This window comes from Enterobacter sp. DVT3837 (assembly GCF_056238685.1).
Genome location: NZ_JBWDLA010000002.1, coordinates 580,378 through 603,231, shown reverse-complemented (window position 1 = coordinate 603,231; position 22,854 = coordinate 580,378). Strand labels below are relative to the sequence as shown.

The following is a 22,854-nucleotide window of genomic DNA, read 5'->3' as shown; positions in this document are numbered from 1 at the left end:
CTATATCCTTTACTTCAGTAGACGAACGCGGCAGGTTTTCCCTTTAATTTTCCCGTTTTGCAGCTGCTTCCAGGCCTTATGCGCAACCGCCTGGCGAACCGCCACATAAACATGTGACGGATGCACCGCAATCTTACCGATATCCGCCCCATCCAGACCCACATCTCCGGTCAGCGCACCTAATACATCACCTGGACGCATCTTGGCTTTTTTACCGCCATCAATGCACAGCGTCGCCATTTCAGCCTCCAGCGGTACGTGGCTGACACCGGCTGGTGGGGTCATCCAGTTCAGCTTAATCTGCAGCATTTCTGAGAGAATATTGGCGCGTTGCGCCTCTTCCGGCGCACAGAAGCTGATCGCAAGGCCGCTGTTTCCTGCACGTGCCGTACGGCCGATACGATGGACGTGGACTTCAGGATCCCACGCCAGCTCATAGTTCACCACCAGCTCAAGCGATTTGATATCCAGCCCCCGCGCCGCCACGTCGGTCGCAACCAGTACACGGGCGCTGCCGTTGGCAAAACGGACCAGCGTCTGATCGCGATCGCGCTGCTCCAGATCGCCATGCAGCGACAATGCACTCTGCCCCGCCGCATTTAGCGCATCGCATACTGACTGGCAGTCTTTTTTGGTATTACAGAACACCACGCAGGAAGTAGGCTGATGCTGGCTCAGCAATTTCTGCAGGAGAGGGATTTTTCCCTGCTGCGAAGTTTCAAAGAACTGCTGTTCAATGGCTGGCAGGGCGTCAACACTGTCGATTTCAATGGTAAGCGGATTTTTCTGCACGCGGCCGCTGATGGCGGCGATGGCTTCCGGCCATGTGGCAGAGAACAACAGCGTCTGGCGATCGGATGGTGCAAAACGGATCACCTCGTCAATCGCATCGCTGAAGCCCATATCCAGCATCCTGTCTGCCTCATCCATCACCAGCGTTTGTAACGCATCCAGCGAAACGGTGCCTTTTTGCAGGTGGTCCAGCAGGCGACCTGGCGTCGCGACAATAATGTGCGGCGCATGCTGGAGCGAATCACGCTGTGCACCGAAAGGCTGTCCGCCGCAGAGGGTTAAAATTTTGGTATTTGGCAGGAAACGCGCAAGGCGACGCAGTTCACCCGCGACCTGGTCTGCCAGTTCACGGGTGGGACATAACACCAGAGACTGGGTCTGAAACAGCGCGGCATCAATATGTTGCAACAGGCCAAGACCGAATGCCGCCGTTTTCCCACTGCCCGTTTTCGCCTGTACGCGTACATCACGGCCCTCAAGAATAGCGGGCAGTGCCGCCGCCTGAACCGGCGTCATCGTGAGGTAACCCAACTCGTTGAGGTTGTCGAGTTGGGCGGCGGGAAGAACATTCAGGGTAGAAAAAGCAGTCACAATAATCTCTCGTGGTCATCTTCGCAGTCAGATGGCGCGTATCCTCGCAGATCTCGCGGTTTGATGCGACATTTTAATCGGTTCTTCATCTGGCGGCGGGTCGGGCATCGGCTGAGGACGCGGGATGGGATCGGGCATCGGTACGGGATCGTTGGGGGTTGGGCCGGTCGGAATGGACTGTAACAATGGCATGCTCATATTTCCCTCCAGGTTTAGGCGTACTCTTCTTAGGGTAGACGCTGGGAAACAGGAGGCAAAAAAAAGCCGACTATGAAGTCGGCGTCGTACGAATCAATTGTGCTATGCAGTAATTCAAAAAAGGAAGTAAGACAATATGGAGCGCAACGCCCATCGCTTGACGTTGCATTCACCTGCGGGAGTAATATTGCACCTTACGGGGTAGATGTTTATTGACTTCGCTCAATTAAAAGAGCGTTTTGAACCGCGTAAAACGTGAAAAAAACGTAAATTTACAGCCATTTACTGCGATGTAACCACCATGCAACACCACCAATCACAACAACTAACATGACGCAAAAAGCGGTAAAGCCGTAGCGATAGGCATTCCCCGGAATTCCCCCCAGGTTCACACCAAACAAGCCGGTCAGAAACGTGCTGGGCAAAAATACCATCGCCATCAGGGACATTGTATAGGTTCTTCTCGCCAGGGATTCCTGCATCACCTGGGCGATTTCGTCTGCCATCACTGCCGTTCTGGCGATACAGGAATCAATTTCGTCCAGCCCGCGGCCCAGCCGGTCGGCGATATCCTGCATTCTGCGTCGCTGATCGTCATTCATCCAGGTCAGTCTTTCGCTTGCCAGACGGGCATATACGTCACGCTGGGGCGTCATATAACGACGCATAACGATCAACTGCTTACGCAATAACGCCAGAAATCCACGCGGTGGGATCTGCTGATCGAGCAAGTTATCTTCCAGGTCGATGATTTTATCGTGCAGTTCTTCGATAAACTCGCTCGCATGATCGGTAAGGGCGTCGCAGACGTCCACCAGCCAACTGCCACAGTCGATCGGCCCGGTACCTTCTTTCAGATCGTTAACAATGTCATCCAGCGCCAGGACTTTACGCTGACGGGTGGAAACAATCAGACCATCATCCATATAGACGCGCATCGCAACCAGCTGATCGGGACGTTCATCCGTGCTGCCATTAATGCAGCGCAGGGTAATCAACGTTCCGTCTCCCATTCTGCTCACGCGAGGTCGCAGACTTTCTCCCGCCAGAGCATCGCGCACATTGTTAGGCAAGAGCGGCGTCGAAGCCAGCCAGTCAGCGCTGTCCGGATGGGTGTAGTTCAGGTGTAGCCAGCAAGGATGCTCGTTATCAATGACATCGCTATCCTCCAGCGGTCGGGCACCGCCGCGCCCATCCAGCACCCACGCAAAAACTGCGTCAGGAACGTTAAGTTCAGATCCTTTAATGCTCTCCACTGCGCCTCCGCCTTTTAAGCTCTTTCGATGTCAGTCTAGCTTTCATCAGGGGTTAAGCAACAACTATATGCGGCATCGCGCTGAAATCGCTCAGGAATTGAGCGTATTGCAACAGGTTCCTCTAGACAGTCGCAGGCAAATCATTAGAGTTAAAGAAATGCTGCTAGATTGATCTAAAAATATGCTGGGGTAAGTGCGTGACCATAAAAAAGAACTGCGTCGCATTCGATTTGCGCCTTGCAGAAATGCGCGCAATCGCGATAAAAACCAGCATGACCTGGTTCCTGTGGGTGAACATATTGTTTTCGCTGTTCATCCTGGGGAGACGTTATTTTGCTCCGATTGGGGTGTTAACACCTTCCCTTCATCCAGCAGGATTGATGGAAGGCATGATGGTTATCATTCTTACCCTCTCGGCAGGCGTACTCTTTATACTGCGAATGGCACCGCTGCAAAACGCCCCCTGGCTCAGAAGCCTGGCCAGAGGCGTTGTTGTCGGATTAAGCCTCTGCTGGGCGACGTGCTTTTACGTATTAATCACCAGTGAAGATATTCGGATCATCTTCCCGTTCGCTGCACTCCTACTGTTTGCGTCGCTCATTTCCCTCTATTTCGACCCCAGAGTGCTATTAAGTTTTATCATCCCTGTGTGGGTGACCATTCTGGTTACCACACTGTTTCACCCCACTCAGCTCACCGTCCTGAGCGCGCTGCAATGGGTCTTACTGGCAGGCTTAATTGAATCCGGGAGACGGATCCTTAACCGCTGGTTTATTCTTGCGCTGCAACGTGAACAAGAAAACGCCGATCTTATTCATCAGCTAGGTATGCTCGCCAGCAAAGATCCGTTGACCGGGTTAGCCAACCGTCGAAGTTTTGAAGCGCGTATGGATCAGGAAATTGCCAGCCATCAGCAGGATGGGAAAGGATTTGGATTGATTATGCTGGATGTCGATCATTTTAAACTCTACAACGACCATTACGGGCATCAACAAGGGGATCGCTGTCTGATCATGATTGCGGGTGTACTTGAATCTGCGAGCCGTGAAAACGAAGGCATTGTAGGCCGGGTGGGTGGCGAAGAGTTTATGGTATTACTCCCCGAGGCCGATGTCAGCACGGTGCGATCAACTGCTGAACGCATTTCCCGCATGCTGGAAAGCCAGGCATTCGCGCACGCCCTCTCCCCAGTCAATCCTCACGTAACGGTGAGTCAGGGATTAACGCTCTGGACACAGGGGCAATCGCCCCAATCGGTCATTGGCTGTGCGGATAAAGCCCTGTATATGGCGAAGCTGCAGGGACGTAATCGCTGGGTAGAAGCATAAAAAAAGCCCGGCGTACCAGGCTTTTTTGTTCCGTCACAGGGAGTGACCGGGTCGCGGGTGGAACGACAAATTGCCCGCATGTGATGAGAACGTGATGTCTGCCTCATCGCTATTATTAAGCCGGAAGTTACGTGTGCGCGTCTGCAGTTCGATCACCTGATTACGCAACACATCAGATGAACCATTGAGTTCCTCAGCCATCGCAACATTGCTTTGTGTGACCCGTTCAAGCTCGGACAACGCCAGAGTGATCTGAGAAATGCCTTTCTCCTGCTCTGATGTGGACGTGGAAATCTCGTCCATCAACCGGCTAACTTTTCCCGACCCCGCCACGATCTCATGCATATTCTTTTCTGCCTGAGACACAACAGTGACACCCTGAGTGACGTTAGTGCTGGTGACTTCAATCAGCGCTTTGATATTTTTCGCGGCCTCCGCGCTGCGGTGTGCGAGGTTTCTTACCTCTTCCGCAACCACCGAGAAGCCTTTTCCATGATCTCCCGCCCTCGCCGCCTCGACGGCCGCATTAAGCGCCAGAATATTCGTCTGGAACTCAATACCATCGATGAGCGAGATGATTTCTGTCATCTGCTGTGCGCATTCGGTAATGGATTGCATATTAGTCGCGACCTGCCCCATCAGCTCTCCTCCCTTGCGAGCCTGTAACGTCGCCACATTCGCCTGTTCGCTCGCCAGCCGGGTGTTATCGGCATTGTTTTTAGTGCTCGCGGCCATCTGTTCCATGCTGGCCGCAGTTTGCACCAGAGATGCAGACTGTTGCTCCGTTTTCACCGAGAGCTGCGCACTTCGGGAAGAGAGTTGATCCGATAACGTCATGGCGGTTTGCGACGATGCCCTGATCTCCCGGACAAGCGTGGCAATGTTGCTGGAGAGGCTATTAATCCCCGGGATTAATCTGCCTGCACAGTTATTACCAAACTCAGGAATAGATATGCCAAGATTGCCTGCGGTCACTTCTTCAATACTTTTTTTCACAGTATTGATCGGTGTCACAAGATACTTTGTCATGTAGCCCCAAAGTAAAAATAGCGCAAAGAAATTTAATAAATTAAGTGAAACGAAAAGCGAGACATTGCTGGAAAATAGAACAACGACACCTGCATTAACCAAAAAAAGACAAAAAAGGAACCAGACAATGAAGGTTCTGACACTAATATTTCTTAGCATGATTATACCCACGTTTTATATTTTGGTCGGCATTTAGACTTATAGCATCGGCTCTGAACTTTGTCCTCACAAACACCGTCGGTTTTTTGTTTTACCGTTAGCTGCCTGAGATTTAGCTTAAGTCAGATAAAAAGAGTGTATTAGTAAAAATGTTCTGCGTGGCATGCTGCGATACTGGTCTCCTGCCACGTTAAGCGATACCATCCCCTGCGGTGAGAGGTTGTTTTTACCCTCATATTTAAGGAGCTTTGCTATAGTTATTCCTGTTTGTTTAGCAATGCTAAATAGATTAATAAATGGAATATATTTTATATTCCTTACTATTTTTAGAGTTTTAATATGACTGGCCATTTTTCACGATAAATAACTAATATTGTTTAATGCGCATGTTCGTTGCCAGATAGAGATGTGCCCGGCAGGCGAAATCGGTAACCCTCTCAGGAGTGGGATTGCATAATGCTCAATATATCGTGGGACCCTGTACTCATCGCCATCTCTTATCTGGTGGCTTTTATCGCCTCCTTTGTCGCTCTGGACAGCGCCGGGAAAATCCCCCTTTCCAGCCGCAAGGCGGCAATGTTCTGGCGCATTGCCGGAGGCGTCACGCTGGGCATCGGGATTTGGTCAATGCACTTCATCGGCATGCTGTCGATGCAAATGCCAATGATGATGAGCTACGACCTTTGGTTAACACTTGCGTCTCTTGGTGCGGCAGTTGTTGCGTCGTCCGTGGCCATTAATATTGCCGTCACCGGCAAAAAACTTTCTCCCTTTCGACTGTTCTTCGCCACGGTGATCCTGAGTGCGGGCGTGGTGTCTATGCACTACATCGGTATGGCCGCATTGATGCTGGACGGCAGCATCGTCTGGGATCGGCGTATTGTGGGTTTATCTGTGCTGATTGCCGTTGTTGCTTCCGGCGTTGCCCTGTGGCTGGCTTTCCGACTGCGCGATATTCACAAAGGGGTTTTTGTCAGTCGCATTCTTGCAGCCTTTATTATGGGCGCCGCCATCTGTGCGATGCACTATACCGGTATGAGTGCCGCGCATTTTCATGAAATGTCACATACCCTCCCCGGTGGGATCAGCGAGCTGGGATTGTCTATCTGGGTTTCGGTCACTACGCTCACCCTGCTCGGCGTAATGCTTATTATCTCGCTTGTAGATTCTCACTGGCGCACCAATCGCCTGACTGAAAATCTTCGACAACTCAACCGCCAGTTAGAGCTACAGGCTCGCTTTGATGCACTCACTGGGCTCGCCAACCGCCACCAGATGGATATTCGCATGCAGGACTGTCTGCGCAGCGCGCTGCTCAGCAACAAGCAATTTGCCGTGATTTTCCTGAATGTCGATCACTTCAAACGCGTCAACGATACCTGGGGTCACAATGTCGGTGATGAGTTGTTAATCACGCTTGCACAACGCATCACGGCCCGACTCACGCGTGAGATGACCCTGGCCAGACTAGGAGGGGATGCCTTTATCTTACTGGTTCCAGAATGCGACGACGACAAACTCAATGCGCTGCTCGCTACGTTACTCGGGGATATGCGTCGTCCTCTTTCAATCTGTGGACACACGTTAAGTACAACCGTCAGCGCGGGGGTTAGCCTCTACCCACAGGATGGAGAAACGTTGCATGAACTTAAACTGAAGGCGGATGCGGCTTTACATCACGTTAAAGAGGATGGCCGTAATGGCTGGGCTATTTACCGGACTGAAATGTCGACGGCGGTTCCGGCTAAACCTGGCTTTTTACAGGAACTCACCCAGGCACTTGAACGCGATCAGTTTGAGCTTTGGTACCAACCAACCTGGCATGCCGAAGAGAAAACGATTCACGGTTTTGAAGCGCTTCTCCGCTGGCGCCATCCTGAGCAAGGGGTGTTGCTGCCTAATCTGTTCTTACCCTCGCTGGAACAAACAGGTTTAATTATTCCGGTTGGCAACTGGGCAATTGAAGCAGCATGCCGACAGCTTCATTTCTGGACTGAACAAGGTTTTAGCCAGTGGACGTTGTCATTCAACTTATCCCCTGTTCAGTTCGAACAGCCAGACATCTTCTATATCGTATCGTCGATGCTGGAAAAATATAACCTGTCTCCTTCCCGGCTGATCCTCGAGGTGACTGAGAGTACCGCGCTTAAAAATCTCGACCGCAGTATCGAGTTACTCAATGCGTTTAATCAAGCGGGGATCACCGTCTCGATTGATGATTTCGGGACTGGCTATTCAAACCTGCTGATGTTGAGCGTTCTTCCGGCAAAAGAGCTCAAAATTGATAAAAGTTTTGTGATGTCGATGCTGGAAAATGAAAAAAGCCGCAAGCTGGTTGAAACCATTATCAACATTGCACGGACCATGGAGATGAATGTGGTTGCAGAAGGGATCGAAACAGAAGAGCAGCAAGCGGTACTGACCAGCCTCGGCTGCGATTATCTGCAGGGGTTCCTTTTTTCCCGTCCTTTACCTGCCGAACAGGTGCCGTGGCTGCTGTTGCAGAAGAACTCAGACAAACAAATTATACCAATTGGTAAAATTCATTCAGAACACGTATTTATTTCACAAAAAAATCATGCCTGACGAGTTTAAGTAGAGTATGTTTCAAAAGAGTACGCACGAGTCAATCCGATCATGATTGTCAGGCACAATGTGCCGATGAACAGGAAATGCCTATGTCGCAAAATGGTTTTGATGCGCTGAATGTAATTAAAACACCCGTGTGGCTTATTTCAGCTGTTTCGGAACAGATCATTTTTGCAAATGTGGCCGCAGCTCAGGTAATGGGTGACAAAACACTGAATGATTTGCGCAAAGGAATTTATTCCGCGAGTGCGCAAACTGTGCTGTCGATGTACGTTTCTGAACTCAAAACGGAGCAGGAGATCGTCGAAATCTGGACCATTAAGCGGGATGGACAAGATGCCCCACTGAGCTGTCGACTCTCGCTAGCCCACTACGCACCCTATGGTGATGTGATTGTTTTCGAAGGGATCTCTTCGCAAATCGTCTCCGGGCTGAAAGCCAGCCGTTCTGCAACCTACCGGCGCAAAAAACAGGGGTTTTACGCACGCTTTTTCCTGACCAACAGCGCACCGATGCTGTTAATCGATCCTGCCCGCGATGGCCAAATCGTCGATGCAAACCTGGCTGCGCTCAATTTTTATGGTTATTCACATGATGAAATGTGCAGTAAACATACCTGGGAAATAAATACTCTTGGAAGAGATGTTATACCCATTATGACCGAAATTGCCGCACTGCCCGGTGGTCATAAACCTCTCAACTTTGTTCACCGTCTTGCCGATGGCTCCACCCGTCATGTGCAGACGTATGCCGGGCCTCTTGAGATTTACGGTGACAAGCTCATGCTGTGCATCATCCACGATATCACCGAGCAAAAAAGGCTGGAGCAAGAGCTGGAACACGCTGCCTCGCGTGACGCCATGACGGGTCTGCTCAATCGTCGGCAGTTTTACACCCTTATCGATCAAACCAGCCAGAATCATCTTCCCGCGCAACAGCAATTTAGCCTGCTGCTAGTGGATACCGATCATTTTAAAAACATTAACGATCTCTTTGGTCATCTGAAAGGTGATGAAGTACTTATCGCCCTCTCCCGAACGCTGGAAGCCTGTGGCCGGAAAGATGATCTGGTGTTCCGCTGGGGTGGTGAAGAGTTCGTCATCCTGCTGCCGCGTACATCCCTCGAAACCGCTTTGCTGATTGCCGAATCAATCCGCTCTGCTGTTTCCCGCATCACTATCCCGGGCTTACCTCGGTTTACCGTCAGCATTGGCGTGGCGCGACATACCCCGGGTGAGAGTATTGATGACCTGTTTAAGCGTGTGGACGATGCGCTTTATCGCGCCAAAAATGATGGACGCAACAAGGTCCTTGCAGCGTGAAACTGGAGTATCCAGGAAAGCCCCGTTACAATGCCCGCCTCGTATAAACCGAATAGCGGTGGGTAACGTCTTCAATGAGTAAAACAGAAATAATACTCACCTTAATTATTCTGAGCCTTATTATATTTGGTTTCTGGTTTATTTTTAGCGGTGAAATCTGGTACCTGGTAGAATTTCTGGAAAACAGCCTCTACCCCACTTTCGATACGCCATAACACACGTTTAATTTATTGTTTCACCTACCGAATTTGTCAGCTACCTGAATCCCTTAACGCCACGTAAAATACGCGGCGTTATCATCCAGTAACGTTGATAACGAATCACTAAATCATTTGCTTATGTTGCCCGTTCTCTGACGGGCTTTTTTTATTTCCGGCATTTCAGCCATACCAGGCTATATCTTAATCATCTTTATTCACAGAGGTGAGGAATGATGAGCAAGAAGATCCTGATGCTGGTTGGCGATTACGCCGAAGATTACGAAACGATGGTGCCCTTTCAGGCTTTACAGATGATTGGTCACCAGGTTGATGCTGTCTGCCCCGATAAATCAAAGGGCGATTATGTCATGACGGCGATCCATGATTTTGACGGTGCCCAGACCTATAGCGAGAAACCCGGTCACCGTTTTACGCTCAATGCCGACTTTTCCGCAGTAAAAGAGCAGGACTACGACGCACTGCTTATCCCCGGCGGGAGAGCCCCCGAATATCTGCGGTTAAATGATGACGTGCTGAAGCTGGTACAGGCATTCGACGCCGCGCGTAAACCGATTGCCGCCGTGTGTCACGGCCCGCAATTGCTTGCTGCCGCAGGCATTCTGAAAGGACGTACCTGTAGCGCCTACCCGGCCTGTGCCCCTGAAGTCCGTCTCAGCGGCGGACACTACGCGAATATTGGCATCGATCAGGCACATGTGGACGGCAATCTGGTTACTGCTCCCGCCTGGCCTGCACATCCCCAGTGGCTGGCAAAATTTAATGCATTGTTAGAATAGTGCGGTAAGTAAAAACTGGCGCAGCTTAGCGCCAGTTTCGCTTAGGTGATGGCTATACGTCAGTGCTTCTCAATATACATCGTACGGCTATACGCCACGTCTTCCGGGTTATTGATAGGATACCCTTTCACCCAGGGCTTAATCAGTCGACCATTGGTGTACTGGTAAATTGGCGCGATGGGGGCTTTCTCCATGAGGATTTTCTCCGCCATGTTGTAGTCCGCATTACGCGCTTTCGCCGTTGTTTCCAGTGTCGCCTGGTGAACAATTTTATCGTAAGCCGGATCGTTAAAACGCGAAATATTGCCGGTATGAGTTGACGTCAGCAGCGACAGGAACGTCGAGGGTTCGTTGTAATCACCGACCCATGAGGCGCGGATTACGTCAAAATTGCCGGTGTTGCGGCTATCAATGTAGGTTTTCCACTCCTGGTTTTGCAGTTTGACATCCACACCAAGATTTTTCTTCCACATGGACGCCACCGCAATGGCGATTTTCTGGTGGTTTTCGGATGTGTTATACAGCAGGTTCAATTTCAGCGGGCGCTGGGGACCGTAACCCGCAGCCTGCAGCAAGGTTTTTGCCTGAGCATTCAGCTCCTGCTGTGACATCTGCTCAAACGGTGAAGACTCTGGGGTAAAGCCCGCCGTCACGTCTGGGGTAAAATGCCATGCTGGCTTCTCACCGGTCCCTAATACCTTTTCCGCCATAATGCGGCGATCGATGGTCATACTCAGCGCCAGACGAACGCGGGCATCCGCTGTCGGACCTTTTTGCGTGTTAAACGCGTAATAATAGGTACCCAGTTGAGGCGGGGTATAAACTTGCCCCGGTATATCCTTCAGGAGTTTCTGATACATGTTTTTCGGGAACGATTCGGTAATATCAATATCTCCCGCCAGATAGCGTTTGGTGGCAGACGACTCCTGATTGATTGGAATGAACGTCACTTTTTGCAGGACAGTTTTTGCATTGTCCCAGTAATGCGTATTTGGAACGACAACCAGTTTTTCATTCACCACGCGGTCATTAAGAACGTATGCGCCATTTCCAACCAGAGCTCCTGGACGCGTCCATTCCTTACCACTTTCAACGTTGGCTTTTTGCACCGGATAGAACGCAAAGCTTGCCGTCAGGTTGCTAAACCACGGCAGCGGTTTGTCCAGCTGGACGCGTAACGTTCTGGCATCCACCGCCGTCACGCCCAGGGTGTCTGGTGCCGCTTTACCGTCAATAATGGCCTGGGCGTTGTTGATACCTGCCAGTGCGGCAAACCAGGCAAACGGAGAGGTGGTTTTCGGGTCGACCAGACGCTGCCAGCTGTAGACAAAATCCTGCGCGGTGACGGGCGTTCCGTCAGACCATTTCGCGTTATCGCGCAGGGTGAACGTCCAGATACGGTTATCGTTACTCTGCCAGCGCGTCGCTACCCCCGGAGTTAATTCCCCTTTCTCATTCTGATTAACCAGTCCTTCGAAGAGATCGCGAATCACCTGAATCTCTGGCAACCCCACCGCTTTTGCCGGATCGAGCGAGGCAGGCTCATCTTTAATATGTCTGACTAGCTCCTGTTGTTGCGCCAGTACCGTGCCCTGTGGCACATCAGCAGCGTACGAGAGTGTTGAGAGTCCGCACAGACATAGTGCAGCACAAAGACGCGAGACAGGATGCTTCATACGATCCCCTTTAATGAATTCAGATAACAAGCAGATGCGTAATTATTTGTTTCGAAAAAGAGAAATGCAAATACCTTCGCCCGGAAAAGTGATTTGCGGCAATTCTCAACCGATAAGGAAACTATTTGATTAACAGCGAATTTTGCACAACACTGCCTGTAGAGACTTCTTTATCAGGATTTCGTATGGCAATCACCCGACCAAGAGCGGAACGAGGCGCCTTTCCGCCGGGCGCTGAGCAATATGGCCGCTCATTTTTAGGCGCATCGCTGATCTGGTTCCCTGCCCCCGATGCCGATCGCAATAGCGGTCTGGTCATTGCCGGCACGCATGGCGATGAAAATTCCTCTATCGTCACGCTCTCATGTGCACTGAGAACACTGACGCCCAAACTACGGCGTCATCACGTCATTCTGGCGGTGAATCCGGATGGCTGTCAGCTTGGATTACGCGCGAATGCGAGAGGAGTCGACTTAAACCGTAATTTCCCGGCAGCAAACTGGCATGCCGGGGAAACGGTTTATCGCTGGAACAGCGCCGCCGAAGAGCGGGATGTGGTCCTGCTGACGGGAGACACCCCGGGTTCGGAGCCGGAAACACAAGCGTTGTGCCAGCTTATCCATAAGATCCACCCCGCCTGGATTGTCTCCTTCCACGATCCGCTGGCCTGCATTGAAGATCCACGGCACACCGAACTGGGCGCATGGCTGGCAGAGGCTTTCGCCCTGCCGCTGGTTACCAGCGTTGGCTATGAAACGCCCGGCTCATTCGGAAGCTGGTGCGCCGATTTGAGCTTACCGTGTATCACCGCTGAATTCCCGGCAATCTCATCCGATGAAGCCAGCGAAAAATACTTAAAAGCGATGGTGGAACTTCTGCGCTGGCAGCCTCAAAGATGAAGCACGCCGCTGGTAAAATTAAGCGCCGGTGAAACGTCAACCGCCAACCATGTCGGGCCATCCAGGTCAGCAAAACTGGCCTGATTGACCAGCGGGAGTGCCGCATTGATCGCCCGGGATGTACAAAGCATGCATCCCAGCATCACGGAAAAACCCTCCGACCGGGCCTGAGCCGCCAGGGCCAGCGCTTCCGTTAGCCCACCGGTTTTGTCGAGCTTAATGTTGATCATCTCATAGCTGCCCTGTAGCCCGCTCAGACTCTCGCGGGTATGACAGCTTTCATCCGCGCACACAGGCAACGGATGGATAAAATTCTTCAGCGCCGCATCATCCTTTGCGGGTAGAGGTTGTTCCAGCATCGCCACGCCCAGGTCAGCCAGCAGCTGACATCGCGCGGCAAGCCCTTCGGGATGCCATGATTCGTTGGCGTCAACAATCAGTGTGGCCGACGGCACTGCCGCGCGAATGGCAACCATTCTTTCGCTAATCAGACGATCGTCGAGCTTCACCTTTAACAGGGTGGCCCCTGCATCAAAAAGCGCTTTTGCGCTGGCAGCCATCTGTTCCGGCTCACCAATAACAACGGTTTGCGCCGTAACGACCGATTGCGGCAAGGTCACCCCCAGCAACGATGTCAGGGATTTTTGCTCTTTAGCAGCTTCAAGATTCCAGAGCGCGCAATCAATAGCGTTACGTGCCGCTCCTGCAGGTAAACGCTGCTGTAATGCTTCGCGCGAGAGCCCTTTTTGCAGATCGGGTACCAGAGTCATGATAGCCGCCATCACTGACGCAGCACTTTCTCCATAGCGTGGGTATGGCGTGCATTCTCCCGTACCTTTAAACCCCTCTTCTTCAATTTCAACCACCACCACACCGGCCTCACTTCGGCTGCCGCGGGAGATGACAAATGGGCTATGCAATGGCCAGGCTTCTTCATAGACTTTAACGCTTCTCATCACTGACTCCTTGCGGCCCGGAAAGGCGAAAAATTTGGTTTGCCGTGTTATCCGCTGATGGCATACACTAGCCCCGACGTTAACTATATGTAAACAGGAAGATATCTATGTCACAACTCGTTCATTTCCAGGGCAACCCGGTTGCTGTTGCAGGTTCCATTCCGCAGGCTGGCAGCAAAGCTCAGGCTTTTACTCTGGTGGCTAAAGATCTGTCTGACGTCACACTGGCTCAGTTTGCGGGTAAACGCAAAGTGCTGAACATTTTCCCAAGCATTGATACCGGTGTTTGTGCTGCATCCGTACGTAAGTTCAACCAGCTGGCGACTGAAATGGACAACACGGTTGTGCTGTGCATTTCCGCTGACCTGCCGTTTGCCCAGTCTCGTTTCTGCGGTGCCGAAGGCCTGAGCAACGTTATCACCCTCTCCACTCTGCGCAGCCAGGATTTCCTGGAAAAATACGGCGTCAGCATCGCGGAAGGCCCGCTGAAAGGCCTGGCAGCACGCGCTGTACTGGTTATTGATGAAAATGACAATGTCGTATTTAGCGAACTGGTTAACGAAATCACCACCGAACCAGATTACACTGCTGCGCTGGACGTGCTGAAAGCATAATAATTGCTTAGCAATCTATACAGTACTTTCTAAACCTCGCGATGGCGGGGTTTTTTATTTCCTCAAAGCTGAATCGTTCAAGCTATTATTGCCATAATTCACATTAATTGTGCAAAACCATTCGCAATATTTAACAATATAGCGATCTATATCCCATAACCATTCCCCAAAATTCATATTTTCATGCCTGGTGAAGCACATCACATTTCCATTTTTGTTAAACCTTTAGATTTTCTTACGAAATCAAATAATCGTTTCAGCAAAAAGGAATGAAAATGAAAATCAAACTGGCGTTTACGATACTCGCAGTACTGATCTCTGGCCAAGTTGCGGCTAAAACCTGGGTGCTGACAAGTGCTGAAAGCAGCGTGGAGAAAGGGAACTGGAAGATTTCCAGCGGTGAGCTGAACGTTAAAGATCAAACGTTCAGCATTGAGCAAAAAGTCTTACACGGGGGTAAACAGGAAGGCAGTAAAGTCATCATCATCAGCAGTAAAAATGGACTGACAATTGCGTTAAGCCCGACTCGTGGTATGGATCTCCTGCACGTCGAAGGGTTTGGTACCAAACTCGGGTGGAATTCCCCAGTTAAAGAGGTCGTGAACCCGGCCTATATTAATCTGGAAAGTCGAAACGGGCTCGGCTGGCTGGAAGGTTTCAATGAGATGATGGTGCGATGTGGCTATGAGTGGACAGGCCATCCGGTCACCGCTGATGGACAAATCTATACCCTTCACGGTAAGGCGGGTAATACGCCTGCCTCGCAGGTGGAAGTGGAAGTTGCTGATGCTGCCCCACATGAGATTCGCATTCGCGGTTTAATCAAAGAGAGTACGTTCAAGAAAGCCGATCTGCAGACCATGACCGAACTGCGTTACGTTCCTGGAAGCAACCAGTTCAGCCTGCATGATGTTCTGACTAACCATGCTGATTACCCTCATGATTATCAAATCATCTATCACAGTAACTTTGGAACACCGATCCTCGAAGAAGGCGCGCGATTCCTTGCCCCGGCGGTAAGCGTGAGCCCATTCAATGATTACGCCAAAGCCGGTGTTAACGACTGGCAGACTTATGCAGGGCCAACAAAAGGCTTTGATGAGATGGTCTTTAATATCAAACCTCTCGCGGATAATAACCACGAAACGCTTGCAGCGGTGATCAATAAAGCCGGTGATAAAGGTGCGTCAATTCAGTTTGATACTCGCCAGTTGCCCGTGCTGACTCTCTGGAAAAACACCGACACGCTGAAACAGGGTTATGTGACAGGCATTGAGCCAGGTACCAGCTACGCGTACCCCGTCACCATCGAACGCGAGCAGAAACGCGTTAAGCAGCTGCAGCCAGGAGCCAGCACGCAGTTTGATTTGACCTATACCCTGCTTCACAACCCGCAACAGGTGAAAGATGTGGAAAACAGAATTGCGTCGATTCAGGGAGACACCAAAACAGAAATCGTAACCACGCCTCTTGCGAAGGAATAAGCGAAAAGAAAAAAGCCTCTTTACAGAGGCTTTTTGTTATTCGTCGCCCTTCTTATGATTTAAACCATACTCACGCAGCTTATTCGCTATCGCGGTATGCGAGACACCAAGGCGTTTCGCCAGCTTGCGGGTGCTTGGATAGCTGCGATAAAGCTGTGTCAGCACTGAACGCTCGAAACGGCTGGTGATCTCATCCAGTGAACCTTCCATCGCCTCTTCACCGACGGATACTGACCCGGCGTCGTAATCAGGCAACAGGATATCCTGCGGACGTAATTCATATCCTTCCAGCTGCGTCAGAGCCCGATAAACGGCGTTTTTGAGCTGACGAATGTTACCTGGCCAGCCATAGCGCATTAATACCGTGCCGAGATCGGCAGACAGCTTAGGACGTGGAACCCCCTGCTCGTCGGCAAAGCGAGCCACGAACAGTTCCGTTAATGGCATGATATCCTGCGGACAATCGCGCAGCGGTGGAATGTTGAGTGTCAGGACGTTGAGGCGATAATAGAGATCCTCGCGGAAGATCCCCTTTTGCACCAGTTCCACCAGGTTTTTCTGGGTGGCGCAAATGACGCGCACGTCCACATGCACTTCATGATCCTCACCCACGCGGCGGAACGTACCATCGTTCAGGAAACGCAGCAGCTTAGCCTGCATGCGCGGCGACATTTCGCCGATCTCGTCCAGCAGCACCGAACCACCGTTCGCCTGCTCGAAGAACCCTTTCTTGCCTTCCGGAGCATGACCAAACAGCTCGCTTTCGACGGCATCTTCCGGGATAGAGGCGCAGTTAAGCGCCAGATACGGTTTTGCAGCACGCGGGCTCGCCAGGTGTACGGCGTGAGCGAGCAGGTCTTTCCCGGTGCCGGTATCGCCGGTAATCAGCAGCGGCGCAGTCAAACTCGCGAGCTTACGGGCCTGGTCAATCACATGACGCATTTTCGGGCTGACGGCAATAATCTGGCTGAATGCCCCTACATCCTGACTGGAGAGGTTTTGCAACTGACGTCCCATACGTAACGTTGATCGCAGCATGATCACCGCGCCAGTTAACACGCGGGTATTGCTTTCCCCTTTCAGATAGACCGGCGTGATCTCCATCAGGAAATTCTGTCCGTTGATAACAACGTGCTCGCTATGTGTGTTCTGGGGGTTGCTGTCCAGCCAGCGCTGGAAGTTAAAACCGGGAATCAACTGCGCGGCGTTGTGGTTGCTGAGCTTGTCCTGGCTCTGCGCAAAAAGCTGGCAGCTGGCGTGGTTAACGCGTTCTACTTTGCTTTTCAAATCCAGAGAGAGAAAAGGCTCTGGCATCGCTTCCAGCAGCGCGCTCAGCGCCAGATGCTCACGCTCAGAGGGCATCCACGGGATAGTCCGTACATCCGTAACGCCAGCGATACGGCGGATTTCGGCCATCAGGCTACTGAAGGTATTAAATTCAATTTCGGCAAAATTGAGGTAAATCTTCCCGACAGGGTCGATCTCAATGCCACGTAAATCAATGCTACGTAAAACAAGAAGATCGAGTAATTCGCGGGTCAGACCGAGACGGTCTTCACAGAAGACTTCAAGACGCATGGGAAATTCACCGTTTTAAGCCAATAACAGTAAAATGATATGTCAGAACACGGTGATCCGGAAGATGGCTGTCAACAAATATTGACAGCCAGCACGATTAGTGAACAAAACCTCAAGGGGCAGGTTTTTTATTGAGCGTTTCTTTGAGCTGACCGATCAACTCGCGCCTGAAATCCCCCAGCCGCGGCTTGTCGTCATCAATCCAGGGAAGCGGACGACAGACTTCCATCGCTTTAATGCCTAAACGCGCCGTCAATAAACCTGCCCCAATACCCTGAGCAGCACGGGCTGAGAGCCGTGCCGCCAGATCCTGCGACATCCAGTCCATTCCCACTTCGCGCACCAGCTCACTCGCACCGGCAAAGGCGATATTGAGCAAAACAAGTTTAAACAGTCTGAGCCGGCTGTAATAACCCAACTCGATGCCGTAAAGATTCGCGATACGGTTAATCAGGCGTAAGTTACGCCAGGCGATAAATGCCATATCGACCAGCGCCAGCGGGCTAACGGCAATCATCAACGTGGATTCCGCCGCAGAGCGGCTAATCTCGCGCCGCGCCTGGGCATCCAGCACCGGCTGGACCATATGAGAATAGAGCGTTACCACTTCGCGGTCATTCTGGGTTTCATGGATGGCGGCATACCAGCGCTGAAGTGCCGGATGCGATTGATCAATTCCAGCCTGACTGGCGAGCTTTTCACAAAATGCGCGACCTTTTCCGGTAGCGTGACTGTGAAGCAGATCCCGCGCTTCATCGCGCTCATGCGCGCGCTGCCGCAGACGCCAGAGGCGACGCCACTCCGTTACAACCGACCCAATACCCGCCCCCACAATCAGGGCACCCGCAGCACACCCGCCGAGCGCGACCCAGTCCTGGGTTTGCCAGGCATTCATCGTCCATTGTACGCCCTGCCCAACCACACTTACGCCAAACAGCGCCAGACCGGCGGTGACCATCTTACGCCACAGGCTGCGTTTCGGGCGTAAAGCAGCCTCAACGACAGCTTCCGCCTGGCCTTCCTCTACATCAGGCTCCTCCGTCAGCGCCGGGGCAAAGTTTTCAGCCTGCGCACCACTGAACGTTTGTGCCGTTTTAAACGCTTCCTGATTCTTTTGCTCAAGCGTTCCGGTAAAGTCTATGCGTGGTTTTAACGGTTCCGTCATCGCAATTTATCTCCAATCAAAAACTCCAGTGCCGCATCCAGACGAATGTGCGGTAACGGTTGATCGACGCTCATGGCCTGGGGTCGGAAGGCTTCAAACTGGAAGCCCTGGCTCTGCCAGAACGCCTGGCCTGGAAGCCGCGCGGGCACTTCACCCGGATAAACGGTAAGTGGCTCGCCGTCGCTGAGACGGTTCCCGCGCAATGCCGGTATTTTTTCGCCGTTAAGGTCTATCAGCCCACTTTGCGTCGCCTGCACGGACGCCAGCCCAAGGCAATCCATGCTGATCCCTTCGAAAGCGGCATTTTGCCAGGCATCCTGGACCAGTTGTTGCAGCAGCGACACCATATTGGCGTGTTGATCGACCGTAACATGATCGGCTTTGGTGGCCGCAAACAGCAGCTTGTCGATCACCGGCGAGAACAGGCGGCGAAATAACGTCCGCTGACCATAGTGAAAACTCTGCATCAGCTGTGTCAGCGCGAGGCGCATATCGTTGAAAGCCTGTGGCCCGCTGTTAAGCGGCTGAAGACAATCCACCAGCACTATCTGACGATCAAAACGTAAAAAGTGGTTTTTGTAGAAACCTTTGACCACCTTTTCACAGTAGTAATTGTAACGCTCGCGCAGCATCCCGGCATTCGTGTGCTTGTCGGCCTGAGCCAGTTTTGACTCTCCGGTGCCATCCACGTCCGGCCACGGGAAGAACTGCAGCGCGGGCGCTCCGGCTAAATCGCCCGGCAGGACAAAACGCCCCGGCTGGATAAAATGCAGGCCTTCCTGTTTGCACTGATGCAGATAGGCCGTCCAGGCTTCCGCGATAGCCGCCAGACGGTTTTCATCAGCAGGCGCGAGCGGATCTAAGCCTTCGCACAATTGCCGCCATTTTGCTGACCACTCCGCGCGGTGACCCTGTAACAAACTCGTCATCTGACGGGACCAGCTAAGATAATCCTGCGCCAGCATGGGTAAATCGAGCAGCCATTCGCCAGGATAATCGACGATTTCAAGATACAGTGTTGAGGTATCTTTGAAGTGGCGCATCAGGGATTCATTGGAACGAAAGCGTAACGCAAGACGAATTTCACTTACCCCTCGGGTTGGCGTCGGCCACGTGGGTGGGTCGCCATAAAGCTGTGCCAGCCCTTCATCATACGTAAATCGTGGAATGCCAAAATCGCGCTGAGGTACGCGCTTAACGCCCAGCAGACGCTCTTCCCGCACGGCGCTAAGCAAAGGCAAGCGTGCCCCGGCGTGCAGGTTAAGAAGCTGATTCACCATCGCGGTGATAAATGCCGTCTTACCACTGCGGCTCAAACCTGTCACCGCCAGACGCAAATGACGGTCAACACCGCGGTTCACCAGTGAATTGAATTCGTTCTTAAGTCGCTTCATCGCCGTCCTTTTTGCCTGAAGGATTATCTCTTTTTAAAAATATGACATGGGGGCTACATGAAAGGAATAAAACCGTACAGTGAAACGGCACGCTGATGCGCATGCCATACCACTATTATTTAAATTTTCCTGCGAGACGTCCGGCCAGTTTCTGCAGCAGTGGCTCCAGCGCCACGGCCAGCAACAATCTGACGGGCTTACGGGCAACAGATTTGATTGCCCACCCCGCCACACCCGCCGGGCCGTAACGTAACGCCGTCAGCAGGACCAGTTTACCTGCGATTTTCAGGCCGGGTTTGACCTTCTGACCGGCCTGTTGCCAGTTTTGCTTCATGTAGGCTCTCTCTTAAAGCTGACGAAAACGACTGCGCAGCGTAAAGGTATCCGAGGTGACATAGCGCTCCATTTCCCGCAACCGCTTTTCACCTGCGGCCAGTTGATCGTCCACTGCATTCAGGAGATCGCTGCTGGTTGGCGCACCTTCCGCAGCCAGTTCACCTTCCGGCATCGGGTCGAGCACAAATGACAGAATGATGTACGCCACCAGGGTGATAAACGCGAGGCCGAAGAAAATAGACAATACCGTGACGACACGGACCAGCTTCACTGGAACATCAAGATAATGGGCCAGCCCGGCGCAGACGCCGCGCACCATACCCTGCTGCGGAATTCGCCACAGTTTTTTGTTCAGATTCAGTCCAGACATTAACGATCCCTCCAGTTTGGATGCTCGGCATCCAGGATATCTTCCAGTGCCTGAATGCGTTCGCGCATTTTATTCGCCTGTTCCGATAGCTGTACCAGACGCTGTTGTTCATTCTGGGAAAGCTCGCCCCGTGAAGAACGATTGCTGTAGTGCAGCCATAACCAAATCGGCAAAACGAACAGCACGAAAATAGTCAGAGGTATGGCCAGAAAAAGCGCGCTCATGTGTACTCCTTGTCTTACGATGCATGGCGGCACGCTCAGGTGCCGCATAAATTATTATTGGTTATCTTGCTTCATTTTGGCTTTCAGTGCCGCCAGCTGCTCGCTGATTTCATCGTCGGCTTTCAGGTCAGCGAACTGTTGATCCAACGACTTCTGCTTACCGATGCTATGGCTTTCGGCTTCCGCTTCCATTTGATCGATACGACGTTCAAACGATTCAAAACGCGCCATCGCTTCATCCAGTTTACCGCTGTCCAGCTGACGGCGAACGTCTCGTGAAGAGCTTGCCGCCTGGTGGCGCAGAGCCAGTGCCTGTTGACGCGCACGGGTTTCGCTCAGTTTGTTTTCAAGCTCACCAATCTCTTTCTTCATGCGGTTGAGAGTGTCATCCACCAGCGTCACTTCATGCTCAAGCGCTGCAATCATGTCCGCCAGCTTCTGTTTTTCAATCAACGCTGCACGGGCCAGATCTTCTTTATCTTTACGCAGCGCAAGCTCGGCTTTTTCCTGCCATTCATTCAGCTGAGCGGTAGCCTGTTCAATACGACGCGTTAACTGTTTCTTCTCAGCCAGCGCACGGGCGGAGGTAGAACGCACTTCAACCAGCGTGTCTTCCATCTCCTGAATCATCAGACGTACCAGCTTCTGCGGATCTTCCGCTTTCTCAAGCAGTGAGTTGATGTTGGCGTTCACGATGTCGGCAAAACGAGAAAAAATACCCATAATCTAATCCTCATAGTTCTGTTATCGGGCAATGCCCTGCTGTACAGATAATACAAATACCATGCCAGTTTTTTATCTTATTGATTTTAATCGAACTGATTGATTTTAACGCAACGGATAACTATGCTTACCTGGTGAATATCGCTAAGGAGTGGTTAATTTCATCATGCCTGGATACAAAGACAATCTACTCGGTGAAGCAAACAGTTTTCTGGAAGTGCTGGAACAGGTCTCTCGCCTCGCGCCGCTGAATAAACCGGTGCTCATCATTGGTGAGCGCGGTACGGGTAAGGAACTGATCGCCAACCGCCTGCATTATCTATCCGGGCGCTGGGATGGCCCCTTCATTTCCCTCAACTGTGCGGCGCTGAATGAAAATCTGCTCGACACCGAGCTTTTCGGCCATGAAGCGGGCGCGTTTACCGGCGCTCAAAAACGCCATCCGGGGCGTTTTGAACGCGCCGATGGCGGCACACTCTTTCTTGATGAACTGGCCACCGCCCCCATGCTGGTGCAGGAAAAACTGCTGCGCGTGATTGAGTACGGCGAGCTGGAACGCGTCGGCGGCAGCCAGCCGCTGCAGGTCAATGTGCGCCTGGTGTGCGCCACTAACGCCAACCTGCCGGAAATGGTGGCGGAGGAAAAATTCCGTGCCGATCTGCTTGATCGCCTGGCTTTTGACGTCGTTCAGCTTCCACCGCTGCGCGAGCGCAAAAGCGACATCATGCTGCTGGCAGAGCAGTTTGCTATTCAGATGTGCCGGGAGCTCGGCCTGCCGCTGTTTCCAGGTTTCAGCGAATCTGCTCAGGAAACACTCCTTGCTTACCGCTGGCCGGGCAATATCCGTGAACTGAAAAACGTCGTTGAGCGTTCTGTTTACCGCCACGGCAGCAGTGAGACGGAGCTGGATAACATCATTATCGATCCTTTCCAGCGCACCATGCAGCCGGCTTCCGCACCGTCGTTAGCAAGCGAGTCACCCACTCTTCCTCTTGATTTGCGTCAGTTTCAGCATCATCAGGAGCAGCAGTTGCTTGAGCAAAGTCTGAAGACGGCGAAATATAACCAGAAACGCGCGGCTGAACTCCTGGGTCTGACCTACCATCAATTAAGGGCATTGCTCAAAAAGCATCAAATGCGCTGACAATATCAGCACTTACCCGCAGACATTTTT

The 22,854-nt window shown here is 51.9% G+C and carries 22 protein-coding genes; 9 read left to right on the top strand and 13 right to left on the bottom strand.

The annotated features are described in order from the left end of the window. Positions 1-9: 9 nt before the first annotated feature. The 3 genes from dbpA to zntB form a co-directional block, all read right to left on the bottom strand. Positions 10-1,383: an ATP-dependent RNA helicase DbpA gene (dbpA, locus tag AC0XWG_RS17775; protein ID WP_128347601.1), complete on the bottom strand. Its 1,374-nt coding sequence runs from the start codon at positions 1,381-1,383 to the stop codon at positions 10-12. 27 nt (positions 1,384-1,410) lie between these two features. Further along, a complete protein-coding gene (gene ynaL, locus AC0XWG_RS17770) occupies positions 1,411-1,581 on the bottom strand; it encodes a proline-rich small protein YnaL (RefSeq protein WP_154231563.1) in 171 nt (56 codons plus the stop codon). Positions 1,582-1,853: 272 nt separating this feature from the next. After that, the gene (gene zntB / locus AC0XWG_RS17765; RefSeq protein WP_049006940.1) at positions 1,854-2,837 is read right to left on the bottom strand and encodes a zinc transporter ZntB; all 984 of its coding nucleotides are present in this window, start codon (positions 2,835-2,837) and stop codon (positions 1,854-1,856) included. A 197-nt stretch (positions 2,838-3,034) separates the two neighbouring features. On the opposite strand from zntB, the gene AC0XWG_RS17760 reads away from it, so the two are divergent. Then, positions 3,035-4,165, top strand: coding sequence for a GGDEF domain-containing protein (locus AC0XWG_RS17760; RefSeq protein WP_128347600.1), 1,131 nt, complete (start codon positions 3,035-3,037; stop codon positions 4,163-4,165). Between the two features lie 33 nt (positions 4,166-4,198). On the opposite strand, the gene AC0XWG_RS17755 is transcribed toward AC0XWG_RS17760, so the two are convergent. Continuing rightward, a complete protein-coding gene (locus AC0XWG_RS17755; protein WP_475680862.1) occupies positions 4,199-5,353 on the bottom strand; it encodes a methyl-accepting chemotaxis protein in 1,155 nt (384 codons plus the stop codon). A gap of 456 nt (positions 5,354-5,809) precedes the next feature. On the opposite strand from AC0XWG_RS17755, the gene AC0XWG_RS17750 reads away from it, so the two are divergent. The 4 genes from AC0XWG_RS17750 (at position 5,810) to AC0XWG_RS17735 (ending at position 10,261) form a co-directional block, all read left to right on the top strand. Continuing rightward, the gene (locus tag AC0XWG_RS17750; RefSeq protein ID WP_475680861.1) at positions 5,810-7,939 is read left to right on the top strand and encodes a putative bifunctional diguanylate cyclase/phosphodiesterase; all 2,130 of its coding nucleotides are present in this window, start codon (positions 5,810-5,812) and stop codon (positions 7,937-7,939) included. A 92-nt stretch (positions 7,940-8,031) separates the two neighbouring features. After that, positions 8,032-9,264, top strand: a complete 1,233-nt coding sequence (locus AC0XWG_RS17745; protein ID WP_128347597.1) for a sensor domain-containing diguanylate cyclase — start codon at positions 8,032-8,034, stop codon at positions 9,262-9,264. A 74-nt stretch (positions 9,265-9,338) separates the two neighbouring features. Next, positions 9,339-9,479 carry an Ecr family regulatory small membrane protein gene (locus tag AC0XWG_RS17740; protein ID WP_049006936.1) on the top strand — a complete coding sequence of 47 codons (141 nt, stop codon included), beginning with the start codon at positions 9,339-9,341 and terminating at the stop codon, positions 9,477-9,479. A 218-nt stretch (positions 9,480-9,697) separates the two neighbouring features. Then, positions 9,698-10,261 (top strand): DJ-1/PfpI family protein, encoded by a 564-nt coding sequence (locus tag AC0XWG_RS17735; RefSeq protein WP_028018835.1) that lies wholly within the window; start codon positions 9,698-9,700, stop codon positions 10,259-10,261. Between the two features lie 59 nt (positions 10,262-10,320). On the opposite strand, the gene AC0XWG_RS17730 is transcribed toward AC0XWG_RS17735, so the two are convergent. Next, the gene (locus AC0XWG_RS17730) at positions 10,321-11,937 is read right to left on the bottom strand and encodes a peptide ABC transporter substrate-binding protein (protein ID WP_475680860.1); all 1,617 of its coding nucleotides are present in this window, start codon (positions 11,935-11,937) and stop codon (positions 10,321-10,323) included. A 185-nt stretch (positions 11,938-12,122) separates the two neighbouring features. Here AC0XWG_RS17730 and mpaA point away from each other — a divergent pair, with 185 nt between their 5' ends. After that, positions 12,123-12,836: a murein tripeptide amidase MpaA gene (gene mpaA / locus AC0XWG_RS17725; RefSeq protein WP_028018833.1), complete on the top strand. Its 714-nt coding sequence runs from the start codon at positions 12,123-12,125 to the stop codon at positions 12,834-12,836. Here mpaA and ycjG read toward each other — a convergent pair. Then, a complete protein-coding gene (ycjG, locus tag AC0XWG_RS17720; protein WP_028018832.1) occupies positions 12,827-13,792 on the bottom strand; it encodes an L-Ala-D/L-Glu epimerase in 966 nt (321 codons plus the stop codon). The genes mpaA and ycjG overlap by 10 nt on opposite strands. Positions 13,793-13,899: 107 nt before the next feature. Here ycjG and tpx point away from each other — a divergent pair, with 107 nt between their 5' ends. Continuing rightward, positions 13,900-14,406, top strand: a complete 507-nt coding sequence (gene tpx, locus AC0XWG_RS17715) for a thiol peroxidase (RefSeq protein ID WP_049006931.1) — start codon at positions 13,900-13,902, stop codon at positions 14,404-14,406. A 275-nt stretch (positions 14,407-14,681) separates the two neighbouring features. After that, positions 14,682-15,890 (top strand): aldose 1-epimerase family protein, encoded by a 1,209-nt coding sequence (locus tag AC0XWG_RS17710; RefSeq protein ID WP_108089776.1) that lies wholly within the window; start codon positions 14,682-14,684, stop codon positions 15,888-15,890. A 36-nt stretch (positions 15,891-15,926) separates the two neighbouring features. Here AC0XWG_RS17710 and tyrR read toward each other — a convergent pair whose 3' ends face one another. The 7 genes from tyrR to pspA form a co-directional block, all read right to left on the bottom strand. Continuing rightward, complete coding sequence (gene tyrR / locus AC0XWG_RS17705) at positions 15,927-17,468, bottom strand: transcriptional regulator TyrR (protein WP_049006928.1); 1,542 nt, start codon at positions 17,466-17,468, stop codon at positions 15,927-15,929. Between the two features lie 112 nt (positions 17,469-17,580). Continuing rightward, a complete protein-coding gene (locus AC0XWG_RS17700) occupies positions 17,581-18,633 on the bottom strand; it encodes a YcjF family protein (RefSeq protein ID WP_028018828.1) in 1,053 nt (350 codons plus the stop codon). Next, entirely contained in the window at positions 18,630-20,027 is a 1,398-nt protein-coding gene (locus AC0XWG_RS17695; protein ID WP_028018827.1) for a YcjX family GTP-binding protein, read from the bottom strand. Before AC0XWG_RS17695 ends, AC0XWG_RS17700 begins: the two co-directional genes overlap by 4 nt. A gap of 115 nt (positions 20,028-20,142) precedes the next feature. After that, positions 20,143-20,361: a phage shock protein PspD gene (gene pspD / locus AC0XWG_RS17690; protein WP_028018826.1), complete on the bottom strand. Its 219-nt coding sequence runs from the start codon at positions 20,359-20,361 to the stop codon at positions 20,143-20,145. A gap of 12 nt (positions 20,362-20,373) precedes the next feature. After that, positions 20,374-20,733 carry an envelope stress response membrane protein PspC gene (gene pspC, locus AC0XWG_RS17685; RefSeq protein WP_028018825.1) on the bottom strand — a complete coding sequence of 120 codons (360 nt, stop codon included), beginning with the start codon at positions 20,731-20,733 and terminating at the stop codon, positions 20,374-20,376. Next, complete coding sequence (gene pspB, locus AC0XWG_RS17680; RefSeq protein ID WP_028018824.1) at positions 20,733-20,957, bottom strand: envelope stress response membrane protein PspB; 225 nt, start codon at positions 20,955-20,957, stop codon at positions 20,733-20,735. The genes pspC and pspB overlap by 1 nt, the downstream gene beginning before the upstream one ends. A 54-nt stretch (positions 20,958-21,011) precedes the next feature. Then, a complete protein-coding gene (gene pspA, locus AC0XWG_RS17675; protein ID WP_028018823.1) occupies positions 21,012-21,680 on the bottom strand; it encodes a phage shock protein PspA in 669 nt (222 codons plus the stop codon). 166 nt (positions 21,681-21,846) lie between these two features. On the opposite strand from pspA, the gene pspF reads away from it, so the two are divergent. After that, on the top strand, positions 21,847-22,824 hold the full coding sequence (gene pspF / locus AC0XWG_RS17670; protein ID WP_128347594.1) for a phage shock protein operon transcriptional activator: 978 nt from the start codon (positions 21,847-21,849) through the stop codon (positions 22,822-22,824). Positions 22,825-22,854 lie beyond the last annotated feature (30 nt).

Coding starts and splice junctions, on each gene's coding strand:
- ynaL (WP_154231563.1), bottom strand. CDS start 1,581: ATGAGCATGCCATTGTTACAGTCCATTCCGACCGGCCCAACCCCCAAC.
- AC0XWG_RS17755 (WP_475680862.1), bottom strand. CDS start 5,353: ATGCTAAGAAATATTAGTGTCAGAACCTTCATTGTCTGGTTCCTTTTT.
- AC0XWG_RS17750 (WP_475680861.1), top strand. CDS start 5,810: ATGCTCAATATATCGTGGGACCCTGTACTCATCGCCATCTCTTATCTG.
- AC0XWG_RS17745 (WP_128347597.1), top strand. CDS start 8,032: ATGTCGCAAAATGGTTTTGATGCGCTGAATGTAATTAAAACACCCGTG.
- AC0XWG_RS17740 (WP_049006936.1), top strand. CDS start 9,339: ATGAGTAAAACAGAAATAATACTCACCTTAATTATTCTGAGCCTTATT.
- AC0XWG_RS17735 (WP_028018835.1), top strand. CDS start 9,698: ATGAGCAAGAAGATCCTGATGCTGGTTGGCGATTACGCCGAAGATTAC.
- AC0XWG_RS17730 (WP_475680860.1), bottom strand. CDS start 11,937: ATGAAGCATCCTGTCTCGCGTCTTTGTGCTGCACTATGTCTGTGCGGA.
- mpaA (WP_028018833.1), top strand. CDS start 12,123: ATGGCAATCACCCGACCAAGAGCGGAACGAGGCGCCTTTCCGCCGGGC.
- ycjG (WP_028018832.1), bottom strand. CDS start 13,792: ATGAGAAGCGTTAAAGTCTATGAAGAAGCCTGGCCATTGCATAGCCCA.
- tpx (WP_049006931.1), top strand. CDS start 13,900: ATGTCACAACTCGTTCATTTCCAGGGCAACCCGGTTGCTGTTGCAGGT.
- AC0XWG_RS17710 (WP_108089776.1), top strand. CDS start 14,682: ATGAAAATCAAACTGGCGTTTACGATACTCGCAGTACTGATCTCTGGC.
- tyrR (WP_049006928.1), bottom strand. CDS start 17,468: ATGCGTCTTGAAGTCTTCTGTGAAGACCGTCTCGGTCTGACCCGCGAA.
- AC0XWG_RS17700 (WP_028018828.1), bottom strand. CDS start 18,633: ATGACGGAACCGTTAAAACCACGCATAGACTTTACCGGAACGCTTGAG.
- AC0XWG_RS17695 (WP_028018827.1), bottom strand. CDS start 20,027: ATGAAGCGACTTAAGAACGAATTCAATTCACTGGTGAACCGCGGTGTT.
- pspD (WP_028018826.1), bottom strand. CDS start 20,361: ATGAAGCAAAACTGGCAACAGGCCGGTCAGAAGGTCAAACCCGGCCTG.
- pspC (WP_028018825.1), bottom strand. CDS start 20,733: ATGTCTGGACTGAATCTGAACAAAAAACTGTGGCGAATTCCGCAGCAG.
- pspB (WP_028018824.1), bottom strand. CDS start 20,957: ATGAGCGCGCTTTTTCTGGCCATACCTCTGACTATTTTCGTGCTGTTC.
- pspA (WP_028018823.1), bottom strand. CDS start 21,680: ATGGGTATTTTTTCTCGTTTTGCCGACATCGTGAACGCCAACATCAAC.
- pspF (WP_128347594.1), top strand. CDS start 21,847: ATGCCTGGATACAAAGACAATCTACTCGGTGAAGCAAACAGTTTTCTG.